Origin of the sequence: Thermomonospora echinospora, assembly GCF_900108175.1 — a bacterium.
In the GTDB taxonomy this organism is placed as follows: domain Bacteria; phylum Actinomycetota; class Actinomycetes; order Streptosporangiales; family Streptosporangiaceae; genus Thermomonospora; species Thermomonospora echinospora.
Genome location: NZ_FNVO01000007.1, coordinates 145,827 through 167,128, shown reverse-complemented (window position 1 = coordinate 167,128; position 21,302 = coordinate 145,827). Strand labels below are relative to the sequence as shown.

General features: G+C 71.9%; 20 protein-coding genes. 15 read left to right on the top strand and 5 right to left on the bottom strand.

All coding sequences use genetic code 11. The features are described from left to right. The first annotated feature begins 45 nt into the window (after nt 1–45). From C4U03_RS40475 to C4U03_RS18265, 8 genes are all read left to right on the top strand, one after another. A complete protein-coding gene (locus tag C4U03_RS40475; RefSeq protein ID WP_160147034.1) occupies nt 46–186 on the top strand; it encodes a hypothetical protein in 141 nt (46 codons plus the stop codon). 267 nt (nt 187–453) lie between these two features. Continuing rightward, nucleotides 454–939 (top strand): DUF3592 domain-containing protein, encoded by a 486-nt coding sequence (locus C4U03_RS18295; RefSeq protein WP_160147033.1) that lies wholly within the window; start codon nt 454–456, stop codon nt 937–939. 463 nt (nt 940–1,402) lie between these two features. Further along, nucleotides 1,403–2,251: a DegV family protein gene (locus C4U03_RS18290; RefSeq protein ID WP_103939003.1), complete on the top strand. Its 849-nt coding sequence runs from the start codon at nt 1,403–1,405 to the stop codon at nt 2,249–2,251. Between the two features lie 96 nt (nt 2,252–2,347). After that, on the top strand, nt 2,348–3,352 hold the full coding sequence (locus C4U03_RS18285) for a ComEA family DNA-binding protein (protein ID WP_103939154.1): 1,005 nt from the start codon (nt 2,348–2,350) through the stop codon (nt 3,350–3,352). A gap of 567 nt (nt 3,353–3,919) precedes the next feature. Beyond that, nucleotides 3,920–6,097 (top strand): ComEC/Rec2 family competence protein, encoded by a 2,178-nt coding sequence (locus tag C4U03_RS18280; protein ID WP_235017947.1) that lies wholly within the window; start codon nt 3,920–3,922, stop codon nt 6,095–6,097. Nucleotides 6,098–6,478: 381 nt separating this feature from the next. Continuing rightward, a complete protein-coding gene (gene holA, locus C4U03_RS18275; RefSeq protein WP_235017946.1) occupies nt 6,479–7,438 on the top strand; it encodes a DNA polymerase III subunit delta in 960 nt (319 codons plus the stop codon). Further along, the gene (locus C4U03_RS18270; RefSeq protein WP_268817518.1) at nt 7,377–7,724 is read left to right on the top strand and encodes a glycogen debranching N-terminal domain-containing protein; all 348 of its coding nucleotides are present in this window, start codon (nt 7,377–7,379) and stop codon (nt 7,722–7,724) included. Before holA ends, C4U03_RS18270 begins: the two co-directional genes overlap by 62 nt. Nucleotides 7,725–7,838: 114 nt before the next feature. After that, nucleotides 7,839–8,357: a hypothetical protein gene (locus tag C4U03_RS18265; protein ID WP_200827306.1), complete on the top strand. Its 519-nt coding sequence runs from the start codon at nt 7,839–7,841 to the stop codon at nt 8,355–8,357. A 105-nt stretch (nt 8,358–8,462) separates the two neighbouring features. On the opposite strand, the gene rpsT is transcribed toward C4U03_RS18265, so the two are convergent. Further along, nucleotides 8,463–8,732, bottom strand: coding sequence for a 30S ribosomal protein S20 (gene rpsT, locus C4U03_RS18260; protein ID WP_103938998.1), 270 nt, complete (start codon nt 8,730–8,732; stop codon nt 8,463–8,465). A gap of 357 nt (nt 8,733–9,089) precedes the next feature. Between rpsT and lepA the strand changes: the two genes are divergently transcribed. From lepA to C4U03_RS41175, 3 genes are all read left to right on the top strand, one after another. Beyond that, the gene (lepA, locus tag C4U03_RS18255; RefSeq protein WP_103938997.1) at nt 9,090–10,979 is read left to right on the top strand and encodes a translation elongation factor 4; all 1,890 of its coding nucleotides are present in this window, start codon (nt 9,090–9,092) and stop codon (nt 10,977–10,979) included. Nucleotides 10,980–11,123: 144 nt separating this feature from the next. Further along, nucleotides 11,124–12,878 carry a hypothetical protein gene (locus C4U03_RS18250; RefSeq protein WP_200827305.1) on the top strand — a complete coding sequence of 585 codons (1,755 nt, stop codon included), beginning with the start codon at nt 11,124–11,126 and terminating at the stop codon, nt 12,876–12,878. A 222-nt stretch (nt 12,879–13,100) separates the two neighbouring features. Beyond that, a complete protein-coding gene (locus C4U03_RS41175; protein WP_200827304.1) occupies nt 13,101–13,847 on the top strand; it encodes a Uma2 family endonuclease in 747 nt (248 codons plus the stop codon). A gap of 56 nt (nt 13,848–13,903) precedes the next feature. Here C4U03_RS41175 and C4U03_RS42525 read toward each other — a convergent pair whose 3' ends face one another. Both C4U03_RS42525 and C4U03_RS18235 read right to left on the bottom strand, forming a co-directional pair. Further along, nucleotides 13,904–14,473, bottom strand: a complete 570-nt coding sequence (locus tag C4U03_RS42525) for a DUF4870 domain-containing protein (protein ID WP_160147032.1) — start codon at nt 14,471–14,473, stop codon at nt 13,904–13,906. Nucleotides 14,474–14,583: 110 nt separating this feature from the next. Further along, nucleotides 14,584–15,468, bottom strand: coding sequence for a hypothetical protein (locus C4U03_RS18235; RefSeq protein WP_103938994.1), 885 nt, complete (start codon nt 15,466–15,468; stop codon nt 14,584–14,586). 198 nt (nt 15,469–15,666) lie between these two features. Here C4U03_RS18235 and C4U03_RS18230 point away from each other — a divergent pair, with 198 nt between their 5' ends. Together C4U03_RS18230 and hemW are read left to right on the top strand one after the other, a co-directional pair. Then, nucleotides 15,667–16,125, top strand: coding sequence for a hypothetical protein (locus C4U03_RS18230; RefSeq protein ID WP_103938993.1), 459 nt, complete (start codon nt 15,667–15,669; stop codon nt 16,123–16,125). Between the two features lie 70 nt (nt 16,126–16,195). Then, nucleotides 16,196–17,404, top strand: a complete 1,209-nt coding sequence (hemW, locus tag C4U03_RS18225; protein WP_103938992.1) for a radical SAM family heme chaperone HemW — start codon at nt 16,196–16,198, stop codon at nt 17,402–17,404. Nucleotides 17,405–17,443: 39 nt separating this feature from the next. Here the strand turns inward: hemW and C4U03_RS42850 are convergent, their stop codons facing one another. Further along, on the bottom strand, nt 17,444–18,019 hold the full coding sequence (locus tag C4U03_RS42850; protein WP_103938991.1) for a DUF4870 domain-containing protein: 576 nt from the start codon (nt 18,017–18,019) through the stop codon (nt 17,444–17,446). A gap of 25 nt (nt 18,020–18,044) precedes the next feature. Further along, nucleotides 18,045–18,884, bottom strand: a complete 840-nt coding sequence (locus C4U03_RS18215) for a DUF3097 domain-containing protein (RefSeq protein WP_103938990.1) — start codon at nt 18,882–18,884, stop codon at nt 18,045–18,047. Nucleotides 18,885–19,062: 178 nt separating this feature from the next. Between C4U03_RS18215 and hrcA the strand changes: the two genes are divergently transcribed. Both hrcA and dnaJ read left to right on the top strand, forming a co-directional pair. Further along, nucleotides 19,063–20,076, top strand: a complete 1,014-nt coding sequence (gene hrcA, locus C4U03_RS18210; protein ID WP_103938989.1) for a heat-inducible transcriptional repressor HrcA — start codon at nt 19,063–19,065, stop codon at nt 20,074–20,076. Further along, entirely contained in the window at nt 20,077–21,210 is a 1,134-nt protein-coding gene (gene dnaJ / locus C4U03_RS18205; protein WP_103938988.1) for a molecular chaperone DnaJ, read from the top strand. It begins immediately after the preceding gene. Nucleotides 21,211–21,302 lie beyond the last annotated feature (92 nt).

Here is a 21,302-nt window from a genome sequence, read left to right as displayed (position 1 = left end):
CGCCGCCCGGTCGGACCGTGGCCGCGGTGGACACCACCCCACCAGGTGCTGGCCACCGTTCGGGTGGGCGTCGAGGAGGAGGGCTATGCCCGGCTGCGTGAGTTCGCCGACCGGGTGGCCGTGCTCCTGCGCACCGTGCGCGCCGGTGACCCGGTCACCCGGACCCGCCGCGCCCCGGACCCGTGACCTGCTGGGCGACCTGCGCTGGAAAGACCCATGCCTCAACGGGCTCAGGGGTGTCGGTAAGGCTCGGGCGGCCAGCGGCAAGCGTTTGAGGTGACCCAGGCCAGCTGGGGTGGGGATCTGTGGATCGGGTGAGGGGTCTGGATCGGGCAACGGCGGGGCGGAGGGAAACGTCACAGTAGAAACCAGGGAGGCGCGGTGAGCCGGTGGGGTTTGTGGATGTCGGCGCTTGAACGGCGCCATCAGGCTCGGTTTCGGGCGACCCGGCGCATGACCGGGCGCAGTCGCCGGGCGGTACCGATCCCAGGGGGCCTGACGACGTTCACCGTGGCGCTCGGGGTGCTCCTCGGAGTTGCCGCCTCCTTCGAAATCCAGGCGGTGTGGGGCGGAGCCGAGGCGTCTGGTGCCGTTGTCAAGACGTGGGCCGATGCGAAAGGAACCGGCTACGCGGACGTGGTCTTCACCACCTCGCAGGGGCGGCGGGTGCGGGCCTCCGTCAAGGAGGACGGCTGGGCGGAGATGCCGAAGGCCGGCGAGCGGGTCCGGGTGTGGTATCAGCCGGCCCGGCCGGTGGACAGCGCGGTCGACGCCCGGCGGCCGGGCCTGGGGGTGGGATGGCAGGAGCATGCGGTGATCTGGCTGATCACCGTTGGGGTGTTCGGGACCATGGCGTACCGGTACCGGACCAAGGACGCCGGAGCCCGGGACGTGGTGCTCCGACGATCTCCCAAAGATGCGCCCCCGCTCGACCTCTGACCCGCGGGGCCGAACCGCCGAGCGCTCCGGACACCCCAGCTGACCTGGGCCACCTCAAACGTTTCTGCTAGCCGCCCGAGCCTTACTGACACCTCGCTCACCCTCATTGACAGAGAGGAGCCAGAGCCTGAAGACCTCCGCCCGCAGTCGGAGGAGGAGACGCGGCGCGATGCCGTACGAGACCGCGTACGACCGGTACTGGGAGCCGAAGCCACCGAGCCCATCGCCGGGTCTGCCGCCGGGCCCACTATCGGATCGTTCGTCCTCGTCCCGGATCGGCGGATCGTTCGAGGCCGCCGATCCCGGCGGTCCTCACCGGCTCACCGACATCGCCTCCGCGATAGGTCCGTGCGTGCAGGGTGGCGGCGTACGGTGCAGCCGCCGGTCGTCGCCGTCATGATCCTGTTACACGGTGACACGGTGGTTTCACCTGTTCGTCCGGAGGCGGATGTACTCTCCCTCTATGGGCAGCGCGGTCGCGATCGTCACGGATTCCTCGGCCTACCTCCCTGCGGAGCTGTCCGAACGGCACGGCCTCATCACCGTTCCGCTGCAGATCGCGGTGGGCGGGACGGTCCGCGATGAGACCGAGCTCACCGTCGAGCAGACCGCCCGGGCGCTCAAGGAGTGGCGGCCGGTCACCACCTCTCGTCCCGCTCCGGAACGCTTCGCCCACGCCTACAAGGCTGCCGCGGGCGCTGGCGCTGCCGCCATAGTCTCCGTCCACCTGTCCGCCGCGATGTCGGGCACCGTCGAGGCCGCCCGGCTCGCCGCCGAGGCGGCCCCAGTGCCGGTACGCGTCGTCGACACCGGCACCATCGGCATGGGCCTAGGCTTCGCCGCGCTGTCGGCCGCCGCTACCGCGCGGCAGGGCGGGGACGCCGCTGCCGCCGCCGCAGCCGCCCTGCGCCGGGCCGAGCTGTCGCGCTCCCTGTTCTACGTCGACACTCTGGAGCACCTGCGCCGCGGCGGGCGGATCGGCGGGGCGGCCGGCCTGCTCGGCTCGGCCCTCATGGTCAAGCCGCTGCTCAACATCGTGGACGGCCGGATCGCTCCGCTGGAGAAGGTCCGCACCGCCTCCCGGGCACTGGCCCGGATGGAGGAGCTCGTGGTCGAAACCGCCGGCGACCGGCCGGTGGACATCGGCGTCCAGCACCTGGCCGCCGCGGGCAGGGCCGAGGCTCTGGCCGCCCGGCTGCGCGAACGCATCCCCGGCCTCCAGGACGTCTACGTTGGCGAGGTCGGCCCCGTCATCGGCGCCCACGTGGGGCCCGGAATGCTGGGCGTGGTCGTGGCGCCGCAGCTTCCCTGAAGCCTCTCGGGGCGGCCCCGCCACCCGGTCGGTCCGGTTTTCCACAATTAACCCGGCTCCTGTTTCGCCTGGCCCGTGCCGTTTAGCGTCGGCGGCATGAGATTCAGCCCCCGTCGTTTTGAGGCCACCGCCCCGACACGTCTCAAGGGCCTGAAAACCGGTCCCCGGCAGACCCTCTCGCATCCCGCGACATCACCTCCTCCCGCGGCCTTTTTACGCTCCGCCCCCGAGCCACCGGAATGGGTCGCGGTACCCGAGACGATCACCTCACCGGCCGGCTCCGCCCCGCACACACCTGCCAGAACATCCCCCCGGACGGGTTCCCCCGATGCCCCGGCTCCGCCATCGCACGGCCCCGATTCCGATCCTGGCCCCGACGCCGAAGCGGTGATCCATCGCGACGTCTTCGAGGATTTCTTCGAACCGGTGTCGAAGGGCACTCACCATGTGGTCGGCGAGCAGCGGATCGACGACCGCTGGGGGCGCCTCAGCCCAGGACGGCCTGGAGCCCGCGCGCTCGCCCTCGTCGGGCTGCTCGCCGTGCTCCTCGCCGGCGGCTATCTGTGGGCCTCCCGCCCACGGCCGCAACCGCCGGCCGGCGATGTGCCGGCTCCCTCGGCGGCCGCCTCACCCACCGTTCTCGCCGAGCCCACACCTGCCGGCCTCATCGTGCATGTGGCCGGGAAGGTGCGAAAACCCGGCGTGGTGACCCTGCCCGTCGGCGCCCGGGTCGCCGATGCCATCCAGGCCGCCGGGGGGTTGCGCCCAGGTGCGCGCACCGGCTCCCTCAACCTCGCCCGCCGGGTGGTAGACGGCGAACAGCTCATGGTCGGCCTGCCCGCTCCCAGCACCCCCGCAGTTCAACCAGGTGCCGGGCCCACCGCTCCTCAGGGCACCGGCGCGCCCGGCGAGCCGCTCGATCTGAACACTGCCACGGTCGAGCAGTTCGACACCCTCCCGGGAGTGGGCCCGGTCCTCGCCCAGCGGATCGTTGAATACCGCACCCGGCACGGCGGCTTCCGGTCCGTCGAGCAACTCCAGGACGTGACCGGCATAGGCGAACGCAGATATGCCGAGCTCAAGCCCCTGGTGCGCGTATGACGCACATCCGATCCGGGAGTGTCCGATCTTCAGCGGGACCGACCTGCCAAGTGATGTGTCCATGCAGGCGAACCGGCGTTGCGCAGCCGATGCCGACGCGATTTCCGCCGTTTTCCGGATACTCCCGCGCAGGACGGTTGTGTCCGCCGGTGTCTGGTTGCGATGGCAAGAAGACGGAGGTGTCCGGCGTTGACGGGTGAACGCGGTGCCGATGGCCGCCGGGGGCATGATCTGCGGCTGGTGGCTCCTGCTCTGGGCGTCTGGCTGTCGGCGTGGGCCTTGCTGGCCGCCACCCCAGCGGTTGCGTACGGGGTGGCCGCCGTGTGCGCGCTGGGTGCTTTGCCGCTCCTGGCCGGCGCCTTACCCCGTCCGGGAAGGGCGGCGGGGACTTCGTTCCATCGGGACCAGACGATAAAGGCTTCGTCGAGTCCGAGGTGGACGGCGCCTGGTCCGAGGGGGGCGGTGTTTGGTCCAGGGCCGACAGTGTCCCGTCCTTGGTGGGCGGTCGGGGCTTTGTTCTGGTCGGGGCGGATGGTGATGTCTCGGCCCTGGCCGAGGCGGATGGTCATGGGCTCGCTTGAGTGGTGGCCGGTGGGAGCCGTGTCCCGGCCGATGTTCTGCGGGCTGGCCGGAGCGGTGCTGGCGTGCGTGGCCGCCTCCGCGACCGGTACGGGGCTGCGGCTGTCGGCGGTCGGATCAGGGCCGGTGCGCGAACTGGCCGGAACACATGCCCGGACGTCCATCGAGGCGGTGGTGACCGGCGATCCGCAGGCGAAGCCGTCCGGAGATCGCGAGATCGTGACGGTGCGGGCCAGGGCGGAGTCCATACGGGTCCGGTGGCGGGCGGTTGGCGTGCGGGTGCCGGTCCTGCTGATCGGCACGGGCGACGCCTGGCGGAGGCTGGTGCCCGGCCAGCGGATCCGCATCACCGCCCGGTTGTCCCCGCCACGGCATGTCGAACTCCTGGCGGCCGTCGGAATCGTCCGGGGCCCTCCGGTCGTCCTGGACGGACCGCCGGCCCTGCAGCGGGCGGCGGAGGGGGTACGGGCGAGGCTGCGGGAGGCCAGCGCCGTGCTCCCACCGGACCAGCGCGGGGTGCTGCCCGGCATGGTCGTGGGGGACACCTCGCGGCTCGATCCCGGGCTCGCCGAGGACTTCACGACCGCGGGGCTCACCCACCTGCTGGTGGTCTCCGGAGCCAACCTGGCCATCGTCGCCGGAGCGGTCCTGACGTCATGTCGGCTGGCCGGCCTGGGACGGCGGCGGGCGCCACCGGCGGCGGCCGTGGCGCTGCTGGCCTTCGTTGTGGTCGCCCGGCCCGAGCCTAGTGTGCTGCGCGCCACGGTGATGAGCCTGATCGGCCTGCTGGCCTTCTACTCCGGCAGGGAACGCCAGGGACTGCCGGCGTTAAGCGGCGCCGTGCTTGTCCTGGTGCTGATCGACCCCGGGCTGGCCCGCTCGTACGGGTTCGCCCTGTCCGTGCTGGCCACCGGTGGGCTTCTCCTGCTGGCGCCGCCCTGGAGGGACCGGCTGGGGCGGTGGATGCCCCGGCCGATGGCGGAGGCGCTGGCGGTCGCAGCGGCGGCCCAACTCGCCTGCACGCCGGTGCTGGTGATGCTGACCGGTGAGGTCGGCCTGGTGGCGGTGGCGGCCAACCTGCTGGCGACCCCGGCGGTCCCGGTGGCCACGCTGCTGGGCGCCTTGGCCGCGGCGATCGCCCCGATCTCGCTCGCACCGGCCCGGCTCGTGGTGTGGCCCGCCGGCCTGGCGGTGGGCTGGATCATCGGTGTGGCGCGCGCCGCGTCCTCGGTGCCGTACGCCAGCGTCCCCTGGCAGGGAGGACTCTTCGGATCGGTCACCCTGCTGCTCGCGCTCGCCGCTGCCTACCTCGTGATCCGGCATCGCCTGCTGCTCGTCCTGGCGGCTACGGCCCTCGCCGGAGCGGTCTTGGCGGGCGCGCTGGTACGGGCGACGGCACCACGCTGGCCACCCCCGGGCTGGGCGATGGTTGCGTGCGATGTCGGCCAGGGCGATGCCAGCGTGCTGTCCACCGGGCCAGCCCAGGCGGTGGTCGTGGATGCCGGGCCCGACCCCGACCTCATCGACGCCTGTCTGGACCGGCTGGGCATACGGGTCGTGCCGCTGCTCGTTCTCACCCACCCCCATGCCGACCACATCGAGGGGACTCCGGGAGTGCGACGCGGCCGTACGCTCGCGGCGGTCGCGACCAGCGCCCAGAGCAACGGCAAGGAGGATCGCCATGTTTCCGGGCTGGCCATGCACCCGACCGCCGCCGGACGCCGATGGCGCGTCGGGAACCTGTCCCTGGAGGCCCTCGGCCCGTGGACCGCCGGGCCGCATCTGCACGCCGAGGCGGACGGCGCCACCATCAACAACGCCAGCATCGTGCTGGTCGCCCGCGGTCCCGGCTTCAGCGTCCTGCTGACCGGCGACATCGAGGCCGACGCCCAGCGCGACCTGGTGTCGAGCATCCCGCCCGTCCAACTCCTCAAGGTCCCGCATCACGGCGCGCGCAACCAGGATCCCGCCTTCCTGAAAGCCACCCGCGCCAAGATCTCCATAACCTCCGTGGGAAAGGACAACGACTATGGCCATCCGGCACCTGACACCGTCGCCCTTCTGCAACGTCTCGGCATGCGCGGGTACCGCACGGACCGCGACGGCGACATCGCCGTCGTCCCCACCCCGACCGGCCTGGCCACCGTGACCAGGAAAACCGACTGACCGGAACCCCCTCCCAAGGAACGCCCGCCCCGCTCACCCCGGCAGATCCCGCTGATCTTGACGGCATCGTTGCCGGAGCGGGGCGTGTCCGACAACCGGTGGAAGCGCCGGTGCCGGGGCCGAGCGGCACTGGCGGCCGGCGGCCACCGGGGCGGTCATCGCTGTTGGGCTGTGCCTTGCGTTCGGGGCCGTGTGCCGAGCGGAGGGGCAGGGTCGTCGGGTTCGGCCGTGAGTCGCTCGAACGCGGTGGCGTGTCGCCGCCATCACTGGGATGCGGGTATGTCCGGTCCGGTGGTAGGCCGGTGCCGTGGCCGACGGCGGGGCGGGCCGGAGACGGTGTTCGGGGCGTTGGCAGGGCGGGAGTCGTGGCATGCTGCTGGGGTGCCTGCGGACCCGTTGACCCTGATCGTCGGTGACGAGGAACTGCTCGCGGAGCGGGCGGTCGGTGAGGTGGTCGCCGCCGCCCGGGCGGACGATCCCGAGACGGAGGTCGTCGATCTGACGCCAGGGGGCCTGGAGCCGGGGCGGCTGGCGGAGCTGACCTCGCCGTCGCTGTTCGGCGGCGGCAAGGTGCTGGTGCTGCGCTCGGCCCAGGACCTGGGCAAGGACCTGATCGCCGAGGTGGTGGCCTACGCCAAGCGCCCGGCCGACGACATCGCGCTGGTCGCGGTGCACGCGGGCGGCGCCAAGGGCAAGGCGCTGGTGGACGGGCTGGCCAAGGCCGGCGCCCGCAGGGTGACCTGCTCGAAGATCACCAAAGCGGGGGAGCGGGTGGCGTTCGTCCGGGCGGAGGTCCGGCGGTCCGGCGGCGCGATCAGCGAGGACGCGGCGCGCGGTCTCATCGAGGCGGTCGGCAACGACCTGCGGGAGCTGGCGAGCGCGTGCAGCCAGCTCGTCTCCGACACCGGCGGCAAGGTCGACGACGAGGCGGTGGCCCGTTACTACCGGGGGCGTGCGGAGGTGAGCGGCTTCACCGTCGCGGACAAGGCGGTCGAGGGTCGGCTCGCCGAGGCGCTTGAACAGTTGCGGTGGGCACTGGCGACGGGGACCCCGCCGGTCCTGATCGTCAGCGCCCTGGCGCAGGGCGTCCGGGGCCTGGCGAAGGTCGGCGGAGCCCCGCGCGGTGTGCGGGGCGCGGGCCTGGCCAAGGAGCTCGGCATGCCCCCGTGGAAGATCGAGCGCGTGCAGCGGCAGCTTCGCGGCTGGACGGCCGACGGCGTCGCCCAGGCCCTCAGCGTGGTCGCGGAGGCCGACGCCCAGGTCAAGGGCGGCGCCGCCGATCCCGCGTACGCCCTGGAGAAGGCCGTCGCGCAGATCACCGCCGCGCGCGGGACACGCTGACCCAGCCGGTGCCCGGGCCGGCTCCGAGCGCCGCTGTTACGTGGGAGCAGTCATGCGCGAGGACCTGGCCCTGCGGAACATGAGCCATGAGTCGGCGGGGTGCCCGGTGACCTTGCTGGTCGACGCAGACTTCGCGGACCTGTTCGAGGCCAAGGAGGACCGGGATCAGGGCCTCCCACAACGCCGAGGTGGGGGAGACGGCCTGCGGATATGGGCGGATGGCGGCAAGGAGACCCGCGGCGTGCGGGGGACCGTCGAGCACGCCACCGTGGGCGTGGGGCGCTGACGTTCCGGATCAAGCCGTCGCTCGGCTCGGTACTCGGACTCCATGGCCTCCTGCACGGAGGGACCGCGCCAAAAACCGTTTTCGTCCCGTGGTCCCATGGCCCACGCTGGAGCGATGAACATGATGAGACAAAGACGGCTGGGGGTGGATTTCGGTCGGGTGATCCAGGGCGGGGCGATGCCCGACGGCACCGAGGACACGGTCTTCCTGGACGGCGACCTGGAACGGGCGCTGAGCAGCCCCGCGACGGAGGGGGCGTTCGAGGTGCTCGCCCGCCTGACGGACTTGTTCGCCGGACGGGTGTGGATCATCTCCAAGTGCGGACCGGCCGTCGAGCGCAAGACGCGGCTGTGGCTGGACCACCACGAGTTCTGGGAACGCACCGGAACGCCCGCCGGTCACCTGCGGTTCTGCCGGAGGCGGGCGGACAAGGCCGGGCACTGCGCCGAACTGGGGATCACCCACATGATCGACGACCGGCTGGACGTGCACCGGGCGATCCGCGACATCGTCGGGCACCGGTACCTGTTCGGTCCCTGGCCGGGCCCCGTGCCCGACTGGGTGACACCGACCCCCACCTGGGCGGACGTGGAGACCAGGGTGACGGCGGACCTGGCGGGCGCGGCGCTGTGAGGATCCGCCCGGCGGCGCGGGGGTCCGCGGCGCCGGGCAACACGAAGACGCCGCAGCCCCGACGGGGTGCGGCGTCCAGGGTCCGGGCCGGATCGGCCCGGCGCGTCATCCGGCCTGGAGGGCGGCGGCGCGCTTGGCGATCGCCGACTTGCGGTTGGCGGCCTGCTTCTTGTGGATGACGCCCTTGCTGGCGGCCTTGTCGAGCTTGCGGGCCGCGTGGCGCTGGGCGGCGACGGCGGCCTCGACGTCGCCGGACTCCGCGGCCTCGCGGAACCGGCGGACGGCCGTCTTCAGCTCCGACTTCACGGCCTTGTTGCGCAGCCGGGCCTTCTCGTTCTGCTTGTTCCGCTTGATCTGGGACTTGATGTTCGCCACGTCGTAGTGCCTCAGCTTGGTCGCATTCCACGCCTGCCCAGAGGGGACAGGCTCCAACGAAAAAACGTGGCGGCGGTGCTCGCGGCACAGCGCTACGCCACACGCAGTCGCACAGCCTACCAACCGGTGAGACCCACACCCAAACCGAAGGCGGCGGAACAACGCTTGGGCGGTGGCACCAACTGAGGTACCACCGCCCGCACTGGCCCCGCTTCCCGGGCGGCGTTCCGGTCCGCGAGGCATGTCACGACAGTAGGAGACGGGAGATCCCGGACACATGGGACGCGCGTCCCGTTCGCGGCGGGATTCCGGCCGGGCGCACCACCGGGTCCGGAGCACGGCGGCGGACATGGGACTATGGAAGACGGCAAGATCTATCCACCTGTGACCTGTGAACGGACCCCGGTGCCCAGGCCTGAGCCCAACAAGACCGATCCCGCGATCATCCGGAACTTCTGCATCATCGCGCACATCGACCATGGCAAATCGACCCTGGCCGACCGGATGCTGCAGCTCACCGGAGTGGTCGAGGAGCGCCAGATGCGGGCGCAGTACCTCGACCGGATGGACATCGAGCGCGAGCGCGGCATCACCATCAAGAGCCAGGCGGTGCGGCTGCCGTGGACGGGCGCCGACGGGCGGGACTACGTCCTCAACCTGATCGACACCCCGGGCCACGTGGACTTCTCCTACGAGGTGTCGCGGTCGCTGGCCGCCTGCGAGGGCGCGGTGCTGCTGGTGGACGCCGCCCAGGGCATCGAGGCCCAGACGCTGGCCAACCTCTACCTGGCGCTGGACGCCGACCTGCACCTGATCCCGGTGCTGAACAAGATCGACCTGCCCGCCGCACAGCCGGACAAGTACGCCGAGGAACTGGCCGGGATCATCGGCTGCGACCCGTCCGACGTGCTGCGGGTGTCCGGCAAGACCGGCGAGGGCGTGGCCGAACTGCTGAACCGGATCGTCGAGACGGTCCCGGCGCCGGCCGGCGACCCGGACGGCCCGGCCCGCGCGCTGATCTTCGACTCGGTGTACGACACCTACCGCGGCGTGGTCACCTACGTGCGGATCGTGGACGGGCATCTGTCCGGACGCGAGAAGAGCCTGATGATGTCCACCGGCGCCGCCCACGAGACCCTCGAGGTCGGGGTGATCTCGCCGGAGCCCAAGCCGGTCGACGGGCTGGGAGCCGGCGAGGTCGGCTACCTGATCACCGGAGTGAAGGACGTCCGGCAGGCCCGGGTCGGCGACACCGTCACCACCGCCTCCCGGTCGGCGCCCGAGCCGCTGGGCGGCTACCAGGACCCCAAGCCGATGGTGTTCTCCGGGCTCTACCCGGTGGACGGCGACCAGTACCCGGAGTTGCGCGACGCCCTCGACAAGCTCCGGCTCAACGACGCGGCGCTGGTGTACGAGCCGGAGACCTCGGCCGCGCTGGGCTTCGGGTTCCGCTGCGGCTTCCTCGGGCTGCTGCACATGGAGATCGTCCGGGAGCGGCTGGAGCGCGAGTTCGACCTGACGCTGATCTCCACCGCGCCCAACGTGATCTACCGGGTGGTCATGGAGGACGGCACCGAGCACGTCGTCACCAACCCCAGCGAGTTCCCCGAGGGCAAGGTCTCCGCGGTGTACGAGCCGGTGGTCAAGGCCACCATCCTGACGCCCAGCGACCACATCGGCGCGATCATGGAGCTGTGCCAGGGCCGCCGCGGGGTGCTGCAGGGCATGGACTACCTGTCGGAGGACCGCGTCGAGATCCGCTACACCATGCCGCTGGGCGAGATCATCTTCGACTTCTTCGACCAGTTGAAGTCCCGCACCCGCGGCTACGCCTCGCTGGACTACGAGCCCAGCGGCGAGCAGCAGGCCGACCTGGTCAAGGTGGACATCCTGCTGCAGGGCGAGTCGGTGGACGCCTTCAGCCAGATCGTGCACAAGGACAAGTCCCGCGAGTACGGCCTGATGATGACGGCCAAGCTCAAGGAGCTGATCCCGCGGCAGCAGTTCGAGGTGCCGATCCAGGCGGCGATCGGCGCGCGGATCATCGCCCGCGAGAACATCCGCGCCATCCGCAAGGACGTGCTCGCCAAGTGCTACGGCGGCGACATCTCCCGTAAGCGCAAGCTGCTGGAGAAGCAGAAGGAGGGCAAGAAGCGGATGAAGACCATCGGGCGGGTGGACGTCCCGCAGGAGGCCTTCGTCGCCGCGCTGTCCACCGGAGGCTCCGCCGACAAGGGCAGGAAGTAGCCCGCCGGCCCGGTCGCCCGGGGAGGGCGACCGGCATCGAGGCCACCCGATGGTGACAAGTCCCTCCCTTCCTGGATCTCCCATACCTTCCCGAACGTCGTAACGGCACGGAATCCTCGGTGAGGAACGGGCTGGGTGGCGGCGATGGGCGAACGCGGGCCGTGGAAGCGGCGGATTGTCACGCTGGTGGTGGTCTGGGGGTGGATGCCCGCCCTGGCATGGCTGCTGTGGTGGGTCCTGGCCCTCCTGATGCCGGGCTTCAGGATCAACCAGTCGTACGCCCACCTGCTGCGGCGCTGGTTCTTCCCGGACGGGGACCTGACCGCCGTGACGGCCCTGGGCTGGCTGTGGGTCGCGGCGGGACTGGTCGTCACGGCGTTGGCGGTCGGCTGGATCGAGTCCGAGGCGTTCGACTTCGACGCGGGCGCGGCGGCCCTAGCCTGGGGATCGGCGGTCCTGGCGGTCGTCGTGCTGGCCTGGCCGTTCACGGCGGTGCTGTGGGACAACGACAAGGACGCCGGGCGCTACTACAGTGGCGCCACCGTCTTCCACGTACCCGACCTGGACAGGCCGCCCGGCTCGTTGACCGACCTGCTGCGGGGCGCCCGGCCGGGCGACGGCCGGGCCTGTGACCGGCTGGGCGGCCACGACGTGCGCTCCTGCGTCAAGAAGGACACCGCCTACTCCTCGCTGCGCTGGGAGGCGCGGACCTCGTCGTTGGCCGCCGCACGGACGGCGATGAACAACGCGGCCTCGCCCGTCCAGCGGGTCGACGTCATGGACATGACCCTGACGTACCTGTGGGGAGAGGCCGACAACACCGGCCGGTGGTCGGCGGTCCTCGACGGGTCGGGCATCCGCCAGCCGATGTACGGGGTGGCCGAGTGGGACGGCGTCACCAACACCGCCCGCGTGTGCCGCTTCGCCGGCGACTACCGCATCGACCGGGCGTTCGGCGGGAGCCGTAAGAACAGCCTGCGCAACCTGCTGGCCGAGCGGTATCCCCGGCTCGTCTACGACGACACCGACATCTGGGGCTACTGCGAGAACGACCGCCCCGTCGTCGTCATCCCGGTCCAGCGGCAGATCGGGTACGCCCAGCGCACGGTCCAGACCTCCGGAGGAGTGCTGGTGCTGCGCGGCTCGGCGGGCGGGCGCCCGGTCGTCCAGTACCGTCCGCGAGCCCGGCCCGGCGAGTTGCCCGGCCCGGTGTACTCGATCTCGCTGGTACGCGCCCAGCGCGACGCGACGCAGTGGTCGGCGGGCCGTGAGCACCGCAACCGCTCCTCGTTCGGCTTCGAGCCCAGCGACTTCGAGACCCAGAGCGAGAACCCCGGCGAGTACCTGCTGCGCGGCTCGGATAAGCGCCTGTACTACGTCACGCCGCTGACCCCGCGCGGCAGCGAGTCCCAGGCGCTGATCGCCTACGGCGTGGCCCCGGCCGACCAGAGCGACAGCGGCCGGCTCAACCGCTACGACGTGTACGTCCTGGCGGACGGCGATCCTCAGGTGGCCAGTCTCGGCACGCTCAAGGCCCAGGCCGTGGCGCACATCTCCGGCCCGTCCAGCCCGTACCCGAACTTCCTCAACTCCGGGGGCGCGCTGCAGGAGTTCGTGCCGCTGGGTGGGGACACCTGGCGTGTGTACGGGGTGCAGAACGGCCAGACCGCCTTCTACATCGACCTGTCGGCGACCGGCCGGGTCCGGCCGAAGACCGTCGCGCCCGGACAGGACGGGCAGGAGGGCGAGGATCCGAAGGTCACCGCCCCCTCCGGTGAGGAGAAGGACCGGCGTGAGGGCTGCGGGCGGTCCGTCCGGGAGATGACCGACCGGCAGCTCACCGAGTGCCTCGGCGAACTCGCCGACGAACTGCGGCGCCGGTCGACAACGGGGGGATGACGGCCCACGGCCGGGCCGTCGGCCGGCCCGGCGGATCGCGACGCGCCCTGGCACTCTCCCCCGAGCAGGGCGGGGCGACGGCGTTCCGGTGAGCCCCTGACCGGCCGCCGCCGCTGTGGCACACCGTCCGGGCGGGCGGGGCGACGGCCTTCCCGCAGACCTTCCCACCAAGGATCGGTAAATCTCCGGCTACGCGGTGTTGTGGCCGCGACACTGGGAGTCGTGGGTCATTCACTGCTGCATCAGGTCCTGGTCTCGGATCTCGTCCTTCCCCTCGCCCTGGCCGAATCCACCGGCACGCAGTCGCTGACCGGCCACGGCATCCGGCTGAACGGCGGCACCTGGCTGCGGGCGGACCTGCTGGTCTGCCGGGACGAGCAGGCCGCCGGCGGGCGCCGGTACGTGGAGGGGGCGCCGCTGCTGGCGGTGGAGGTGGTCTCTCCGGCGTCGCGGGGCCGTGACCTGGGGGCCAAGAAGGACGCCTACCAGCGCTTCGGGGTGCCGCACTACTGGGTGGTGGATCCCACCGGGGCCGAGCTGCGGGTGCACGTGTACGAGCTGGCCGACGGCGGCTACGCGGAACGGGCCGTGGTCGTCCCCGGCGACCGCCGGCAGCTGACCGAGCCGTTCCGGCTGGAGCTGGCACCCGCGTCGATCTTCGATCGGACGTCCCGCTGGGCGGGCCGCCGGAGGGGGAGGAACATGGAGTACATCGGACCGGACCTGCCGTCGTGCGAGGAGCCGATCCTCGTCGACGCCTTCGGGCACCGCTGGCCGACCGGGGCCGAGAAGGTGGAGCTGGAGGACGGCTGCCCGATCTTCTACGGCGAGTGGGACGAGCGCGACGTGGCGATCGCCGAGCGCACCTATCCGGGACGGGTCGTCCGCCTGGACCAGCCCCCGGGCGAGCCCGGCACGATCACCATCCTGCCGGGCCCCGAGCCCGCAGCCCGTCCCGCCGGGGGATGATCCCGGGCCTCGTGACGCGGGCGGAACGGCCGTTCATCCGGAGCCGGGGCGCCGGGTCACTTCAGCAGCGGCCAGGCGATGAAGGCGGGCACCCGCAGGAACTCCCCCCGATTGACCGTGATGGCGGCGCGCACCAGGAAGTACATGACGGCGGCCGTGTAGGCCAGCGGAATCAGGGCCAGGGCGTCCATCAGCTGGGTGAGCAGGATGCCCACCACCCACACGACGATGGCGCCGATGGCGATGTTGAGGCCCTGCACGGCGTGCCGGCGGACGAACGGGGAGCCCCCCTTGGTCACCAGGACCACCGCCGGGGCGATCGCCGAGGTCAGGAACTGGCCCAAGTAGGCCATCAGCGCCCAGTTCTGCTCCTGAGGGGAGGGCGGACCCGTCGGGGCCTGCCTGGTCGGCCCGCCGAGGCCGTGGGCGGGCGGCTGGGGCGGGGGCCCGTACTGACCGGGTCCGGGTCCGGGGCCGGGTCCGTACGGGCCGGGCGGACCGGGCGGCGGTGCCTGGGGGCCCGGACCGTACGGGCCGGGAGAGGGCTGCTGCTGCCACGGCGCCTGCCCGCCGTATCCGGGCTGCCGGCCCGGGCCCGGTGCCGGCGGGGGAGAACCGTAGGCCATGGCGGACTCCTCTCAAAGGGCCCACTGGGAAACCACTGATGAAGTGTATGAGTGTCCAAACGCCCGTAAGGTTCCCGGAATCTCGGTATCGCGTGCGGAACGTCCCACCGTCACGCCCGGTGGAGGCCGCGAGCGTCCGGCGGGGCCAGCGACGCCCCGGCGAACCGGCCGTCGTCGTCCGGGGAACGCCCCTCGCGCCCGTAGAGGGTGAGCCCGAGCGCGGGCAGCCGCCGGAGCCGGCCGTGTCCCACCACCTCGTGGCCGAGTTCGCCGAGCAGCCGCACCACGTCCTCGGCCGGCTCGTCCAGCAGGTCGATGCCGTCCAGCCGCAGCCGCAGGCCGGGATTGCCGCCCCAGCCCAGCGGGCGCTCGCCGAAGACCATGCCGACCCGCTCCGTCCCGTCCGGCCGCCGGTCGGTGGACACCGCCAGCGAGCCCCGTCCCACCCGTACGCTGCGGTGGTCGGCCGAGCCGCACAGGAAGCTCCGCCTGGGCAGCGGGGTACGGCACGACCGGGACACCGCCTCCAGCGCCGTCCAGGCGTCCGCGGCCAGGGTTTCGAACAGCACATCCGCACCGGGCAGCAGCACCCCGCGCCCCGGCGCCAGCGTGACCACGAACGGGCTCGCCCCGCCCGGGAAACGGGCGGGATCGGGCTCGCGCAGGGTCACCAGTCCCTCCCAGAGGATCGGCTCGTCCACTCCGAACCAGGCGATGTCGGCCTCGCAGCCGAACAGCTCGAAACAGCGGTCGGTGAGCATCGTCGCGACCCGCTCGCGCAGCGACTCGGCGATCTCGGCCAGTCGCCGCCGCCACCACGGGGGCTCCTCGTCGCGGCGTCCCCCGGTCTGCCAGCGCACCCCGCTTTCGCCCAGCGGGATCCGCTGTTCGCTCCCGGCCTGGTCGGCGACCACGCAATGCCAGCCGTCCGGCTCGCCCCGCAGCACCACCCGGACCGGCACCCGCCCGTGCGCCCGCGCGTCCTCACTCCACATGGCCCCGCCCCCTCCCCAACGGCCCCCGGCCGAACGTATCCGGACCTGTGATCACGTTAGGGCCGTTCACTCACATTCCGGTCACCGGCGGGCCGCGGAGATGTCGCGGATGCCCTGGCAGGGGGTGACCGGTTCCCCCGGTGCGGCGGTCCGAAACGATAGCGTCGGGAACGCATTCATACGGCTGAGGAGGTTCATGTGACCCACCCCGACCAGGTCTTGCGCTCGCCCAGGGAGCGGAAGGTCGTGGAGAGCGCGGTGCGGGCGCTGTCGGCCGTCGCGCCGCCGGGGTGGCGGCGGCTGAGTTTCGCGTTCTACGCGACGGTGGGGATCGACAGCGCCTCGCTGGAGACCGTCTGCATGGACGGCAGTACGCGCAGCCTCGTCCCGCCGGGCCGGGCCATCAAGCACATGGACGAACTGCGTGCCGCCACCTACCGCGCGGACAAGGGCGCGTGGTTCACCGCCCGCCTGGTCGTGGAGAGGTCCGGCCGGTACAGCGTGGAGTTCGACTACGAGGGCGAGCCCGACTTCACGCCTCCGCTCACCGCCTCGGCCTACGCCCTGGACCTCGACCGCTTCCCCCGTTCCAGCGAGCACATCCCCGGCTGGCTGAAGGACAAGCTCCGCGAGGCCACCGGCGAGGCGGCGTCCTAGCGGCGAGGCGGTGTCCTGGCGGCGGGACGGGAGGGTCCGGGCACGCGGTCACAGCGGGCAGACTGGGGGGGTGCCCGCGATCCTGCCCGATGGTGACCCCGTTCCCGCCGACGGCGCGCTGCCCGGCAGCGCCCTGGACGGGCTCGGCACGCGGCCGCTGGCGTTCTACGTCCACGTGCCGTTCTGCGTGACGCGCTGCGGTTACTGCGACTTCAACACCTACACGGCGACCGAGCTGGGGCCGGGGGCGAGCCGCGAGTCCTACGCCGACACCGCGATCGCGGAGGTCCGCCTGGCCCGGCGGGTGCTGGGGGACGCCGATCTGCCGGTGGAGACGGTGTTCTTCGGGGGTGGTACGCCGACCCTGCTTGCACCCGACGACCTGGGCAGGATCCTCGCCGCGATCGACGCGGAATTCGGCCTGGCCGCAGGTGCCGAGGTCACCACGGAGGCCAACCCCGAGTCGGTGGACGAGGGCTATCTGGGCAAGCTGCGCGCCGCCGGGTTCAACCGGATCTCCTACGGGATGCAGAGCACCCGCGAGCACGTGCTGGCGGTCCTGGACCGCACCCACACGCCCGGACGCGTCCCGCAGGTCGCCAGATGGGCGCGGGAGGCCGGTTTCGAGCACGTCAACCTCGACCTGATCTACGGGACGCCGGGGGAGAGTGACGACGACTGGCGGGCCTCCCTGCGAGCCGCGCTGAAGGCAGAGCCCGACCATGTGTCGGCCTACGCGCTCATTGTCGAGGAGGGCACCCGGCTGGCCGGTCGGGTGCGGCGCGGTGAGCTGGCCGCCCCCGACGACGACGCGATGGCCGACCGGTACCTGATGACCGAGGAGATGCTGAGCGCCCACGGGCTGCGCTGGTACGAGATCTCCAACTGGGCGAGCGGCCCGCAGGCCGCCTGCCGGCACAACCTGCTCTACTGGACGGGCGCGGACTGGTGGGGCGTCGGCCCCGGCGCGCACAGTCACGTCGGCGGGACCCGCTGGTGGAACGTCAAGCATCCCGCCGCGTACGCCGCGCGGCTGGCCGAAGGCCGCAGCCCGGCACACGCCCGTGAGGTCCTGGACGCCGAGGACCGCCGTATCGAGCGGATCATGCTGGAACTGCGGCTGGCCCAGGGGTGCCCCGCCGAACTGCTGGACGACGCGGCGGTACGGCGGGCCGTCGCCGAGGGCCTGATCGAGCCGGCGCCGTACGAGCGGGGCCGCGCGGTGCTGACACTGCGCGGCCGGCTGCTCGCCGACGCCGTCGTCCGCGACCTCACCTGATCCGGGCCCCGGGCCCCCGGGCCCCGGATCAGCTCACCGTCAGCTGACCATCGGCCAGGCCATGAAGGACGGGAAGCGATACCACTCGCCGCGGTTGGCCGCCACCGCCGCGACGACGAGCAGCACCAGCCAGGCGATGGCCACCGCGATGATCGTGACGAAGCCGATCAGCAGGAGCATCAGCACCAGGCTGATCACCGTGTAGATGCTCTGGGTGATGGCCAGGTTGAGGCCCTGCGCCGCGTGGAAGCGGACGAAGGCCGACTCGTCCTTCTTGATGAGGTAGACCACCAGCGGGGCGAACAGGCCGAAGACGAACTGCCCCAGGTGCGTGAGCATCGCCCAGTTGCGCTCGTCCGGCGTGGCGGGGGCGCCGTAACCGTGCGGGCCGTAGGGCTGGACCTGCCCGTAGCCTGGCTGACCGTACCCGGGCTGACCGTAGCCGGGCTGTGCCCCGTACCCCTCCGGAGCGCCGTATCCCGGCTGTCCGTAGCCGGGGGAGGGCTGGCCATAGCCCCCGGGATCCGCCCCGTAGCCGGGCTGCTGTCCGTAACCGGGCTGTCCGTATCCGGGTTGCTGTCCGTAGCCGGGCTGTTCGGGGGTCCCGTACGTCATGCCTTGAGCTCCTTCCGAGCATCGTTCAGGCGGGGGGCTCGGGAGCGGTGACGAAGTCTATTAGCTCTTCGACGCGCCCCAGCAGTTCCGGTTCCAGGTCGGTGTAGGAATTCACCGAACCGAGAATCCGCTGCCAGCCCGCCCGGACGTCGCCGGGCCAGCCGAGCGCCTCCAGGACCCCCTCTTTCCACGGTACGCCGCGCGGAATTTTCGGCCAGGCCCCGATGCGCACGGCCGAGGGTTTGACGGCCTCCCAGATGTCGATGAAGGGATGCCCGGTGATCAGCACGTAAGGCGAGCTGACCTGGGCGGCGATCCGGCTTTCCTTGGAGCCGTCGACCAGGTGGTCCACCAGGACGCCCAGTCGCCGGCCCGGTTCGGGCCCGAACTCCTCTACCACCGCGGGAAGGTCGTCAATACCTTCCAGATACTCGACCACCACTCCTTCGACACGCAGATCGTGGCCCCAGATCTTCTCCACCAGTTCCGCGTCGTGCAGACCCTCGACGTAGATGCGGCTCTCCTTGGCCACCCGGGCGCGCAGGCCTTGCACCACGACCGACCCGGAGGCCGACCGCGCCGGGTCCCGCCGGGCGCCCTCCGCCGCCCGTTGCGGCCGCACCAGCGTCACCGGCCTGCCCTCCAGCAGGAAGCCCGCCTTGGCGAGCGGGAAGACCCGGCGTTCCCCGAACCGGTCCTCCAGCGTCACGCCGTACTTGTCACAGGCCACCACGGCGCCGCAGAAGCCGCTGCCGGGGTCCTCGACGACCAGATCCCGTTCGGCCGGGATTTGGGGGATCTGCCCTTTGCGGGGCCGTCGCCAGTCGCCCGCTAGCACGTCATCGCCATAGTCCTTGCTCCGCACAGACCGGACTCTAACGACGCGGTCCGCCGGGGCCGCCCGCGCGGGATGTTCCTCCCGGTCGATCGGCGTGGCGGGGCGGAGGGTACCGTGCCGGGTCCTCCGGCACCGGCCGAACCGCCGTAGACTTGGCACTCGGGTAGAAGGAGTGCCAGTATGCGGGCCGCAAGGAGGTGACCACGTGCTCGACGACCGCAAACTCGCGGTGCTGCGCGCCATCGTCGAGGACTACGTCTCCACCAATGAGCCGGTGGGCTCCAAGGCGCTGGTGGAACGACACAGCCTCGGCGTTTCGCCGGCGACCATCCGCAACGACATGGCGGTGCTGGAGGAGCAGGGCTACATCACCCAGCCGCACACCAGCGCGGGCCGGGTGCCCACCGATAAGGGCTACCGGCTGTTCGTGGACCGGCTGTCCACGATCAAGCCCCTGTCGTCGGCGGAGCGCCGCGCCATCGAGACGTTCCTGAACGGCGCCTACGACCTCGACGACGTGGTCGGCCGTACCGTCCGGCTGCTGGCCCAGCTGACCCGGCAGGTCGCGGTGGTGCAGTACCCCTCGCTGTCGCGCTCGTCGGTGCGCCATGTGGAACTGGTGCCGGTGGCCGACCAGCGGCTGCTGCTGGTGCTGATCACCAACACCGGGCGGGTAGAGCAGCGGGTCATCGAGACCCACGCCCCAGTCGCGGAGGACTCCGTGGCGCACCTGCGCGCGCTGCTCAACACCTGCCTGGACGGCTGCCGGCTGACCGAGGCGCCGGGCGCGGTGTCCGACTTGCCCGAGCAGGTCCCCCCGGACGACCGGCCGGTGGCGGCCACGGTGCTGTCGGTGCTGCTGGAGACCCTGGTCGAAAAGCACGAGGAGAAGATCGTCTTCGCCGGGGCGGCCAATCTGGCGCACGTGGACTTCTCGCAGAGCCTGCGTGACGTGCTGGAGGCGCTGGAGGAACAGGTGGTGCTGATGCGCCTGCTCGGCGAGGCCGGTGATTCGTCTACCCTGACGGTGCGGATCGGCACCGAGAATCCGCACGAGGGCCTGCGGTCGACCTCCGTGGTCGCCGCCGGCTACGGCGTCGGCGATCAGGCACTGGCCCGGCTGGGCGTGCTCGGACCGACCCGAATGGACTACCCCAGCACGATGGGAGCGGTACGGGCAGTGGCACGTTACGTCGGACAGATCCTCGCGGGGTCGTAAGTGGCACGCGACTACTACGCGATCCTCGGGGTGCGCCGCGACGCGAGCCCGGACGAGATCAAGAAGGCCTACCGGCGGCTCGCGCGGGAACTCCACCCGGACGTCAATCCCGATCCGGAGACCCAGGAGCGGTTCAAGGAGATCACCCAGGCCTACGAGGTGCTCTCCGACCCCAAGAAGCGGGAGATGTTCGACCTGGGGGCCGATCCGTTCGCGCCCAGCGGCGCGGGGGCCGGCGCCGGGTTCGGCGCCGCGGGCTTCCCGTTCAGCGACATCATGGACGCCTTCTTCGGCACCGCGGCCTCGCGGGGCCCGCGCAGCCGCGCCCGGCGGGGCCGCAACGCCACGCTGCGGGTCGAGCTGGACCTGGCCGAGACCGCCTTCGGCACCACCCGCGAGCTGGCCATCGACACCGCCGTGGTGTGCACCGCCTGCTCCGGGGCCGGCACCGCGCCCGGCACCCACCCGGAGACGTGTGACACCTGCCACGGCCGGGGCGAGGTGCAGCAGGTCACCCGCTCGTTCCTGGGCCAGGTGATGACCGCCCGGCCGTGCCCGCAGTGCGGCGGCTACGGCAGCGTCATCCGCCACCCCTGCCCGGAGTGCTCCGGCGATGGCCGGGTGCGCACCCGCCGCACCATCAAGGTGCGGATCCCGGCCGGGGTGGAGAGCGGCACCCACATCCAGCTCGCCGGGGAGGGCGAGGTCGGCCCCGGCGGCGGGCCCGCCGGCGACCTGTTCCTGGAGATCGTGGAGCGCCCGCACCCGATCTTCGAACGGGAGGGCGACGACCTGCACTGCACCGTGCAGATCCCGATGACGGCGGCGGCGCTGGGCACCCAGGTCGTCATCGAGACCTTGGACGGGCCCGAGGAGGTCGACATTCGGCCCGGCACTCAGTCCGGCCAGGTCATCCCGCTGTACGGGCGGGGCGTGCGGCACCTCAACGAGAGCGGCCGCGGCGACCTGATGATCCACGTCAACGTGGAGACGCCTACCAAGCTGGACGAGGAGCAGGAGGAGCTGCTGCGGCGGCTGTCCAAGCTGCGCGGCGAGGAGCGGCCCCCGGGCAAGTTCGCCCCGGGCCAGCAGGGCTTCTTCTCCCGGCTGCGCGACGTCTTCAACAGCCACTAGCGGACTATGAACGGACCGCGGGGCCACGACACCGGCCGGGCGGACGGCTCTGTGCACCCGGCCGGACGGGCCGCCCGCCGCACGGGCGGCCG

Coding starts and splice junctions, on each gene's coding strand:
- C4U03_RS18290 (WP_103939003.1), top strand. CDS start 1,403: ATGGGCAGCGCGGTCGCGATCGTCACGGATTCCTCGGCCTACCTCCCT.
- C4U03_RS18250 (WP_200827305.1), top strand. CDS start 11,124: ATGGGCGAACGCGGGCCGTGGAAGCGGCGGATTGTCACGCTGGTGGTG.
- lepA (WP_103938997.1), top strand. CDS start 9,090: ATGGAAGACGGCAAGATCTATCCACCTGTGACCTGTGAACGGACCCCG.
- C4U03_RS18280 (WP_235017947.1), top strand. CDS start 3,920: ATGGGCTCGCTTGAGTGGTGGCCGGTGGGAGCCGTGTCCCGGCCGATG.
- C4U03_RS42525 (WP_160147032.1), bottom strand. CDS start 14,473: ATGGCCTACGGTTCTCCCCCGCCGGCACCGGGCCCGGGCCGGCAGCCC.
- C4U03_RS42850 (WP_103938991.1), bottom strand. CDS start 18,019: ATGACGTACGGGACCCCCGAACAGCCCGGCTACGGACAGCAACCCGGA.
- C4U03_RS18295 (WP_160147033.1), top strand. CDS start 454: ATGACCGGGCGCAGTCGCCGGGCGGTACCGATCCCAGGGGGCCTGACG.
- C4U03_RS18235 (WP_103938994.1), bottom strand. CDS start 15,468: ATGTGGAGTGAGGACGCGCGGGCGCACGGGCGGGTGCCGGTCCGGGTG.
- C4U03_RS18265 (WP_200827306.1), top strand. CDS start 7,839: ATGAACATGATGAGACAAAGACGGCTGGGGGTGGATTTCGGTCGGGTG.
- C4U03_RS18285 (WP_103939154.1), top strand. CDS start 2,348: ATGAGATTCAGCCCCCGTCGTTTTGAGGCCACCGCCCCGACACGTCTC.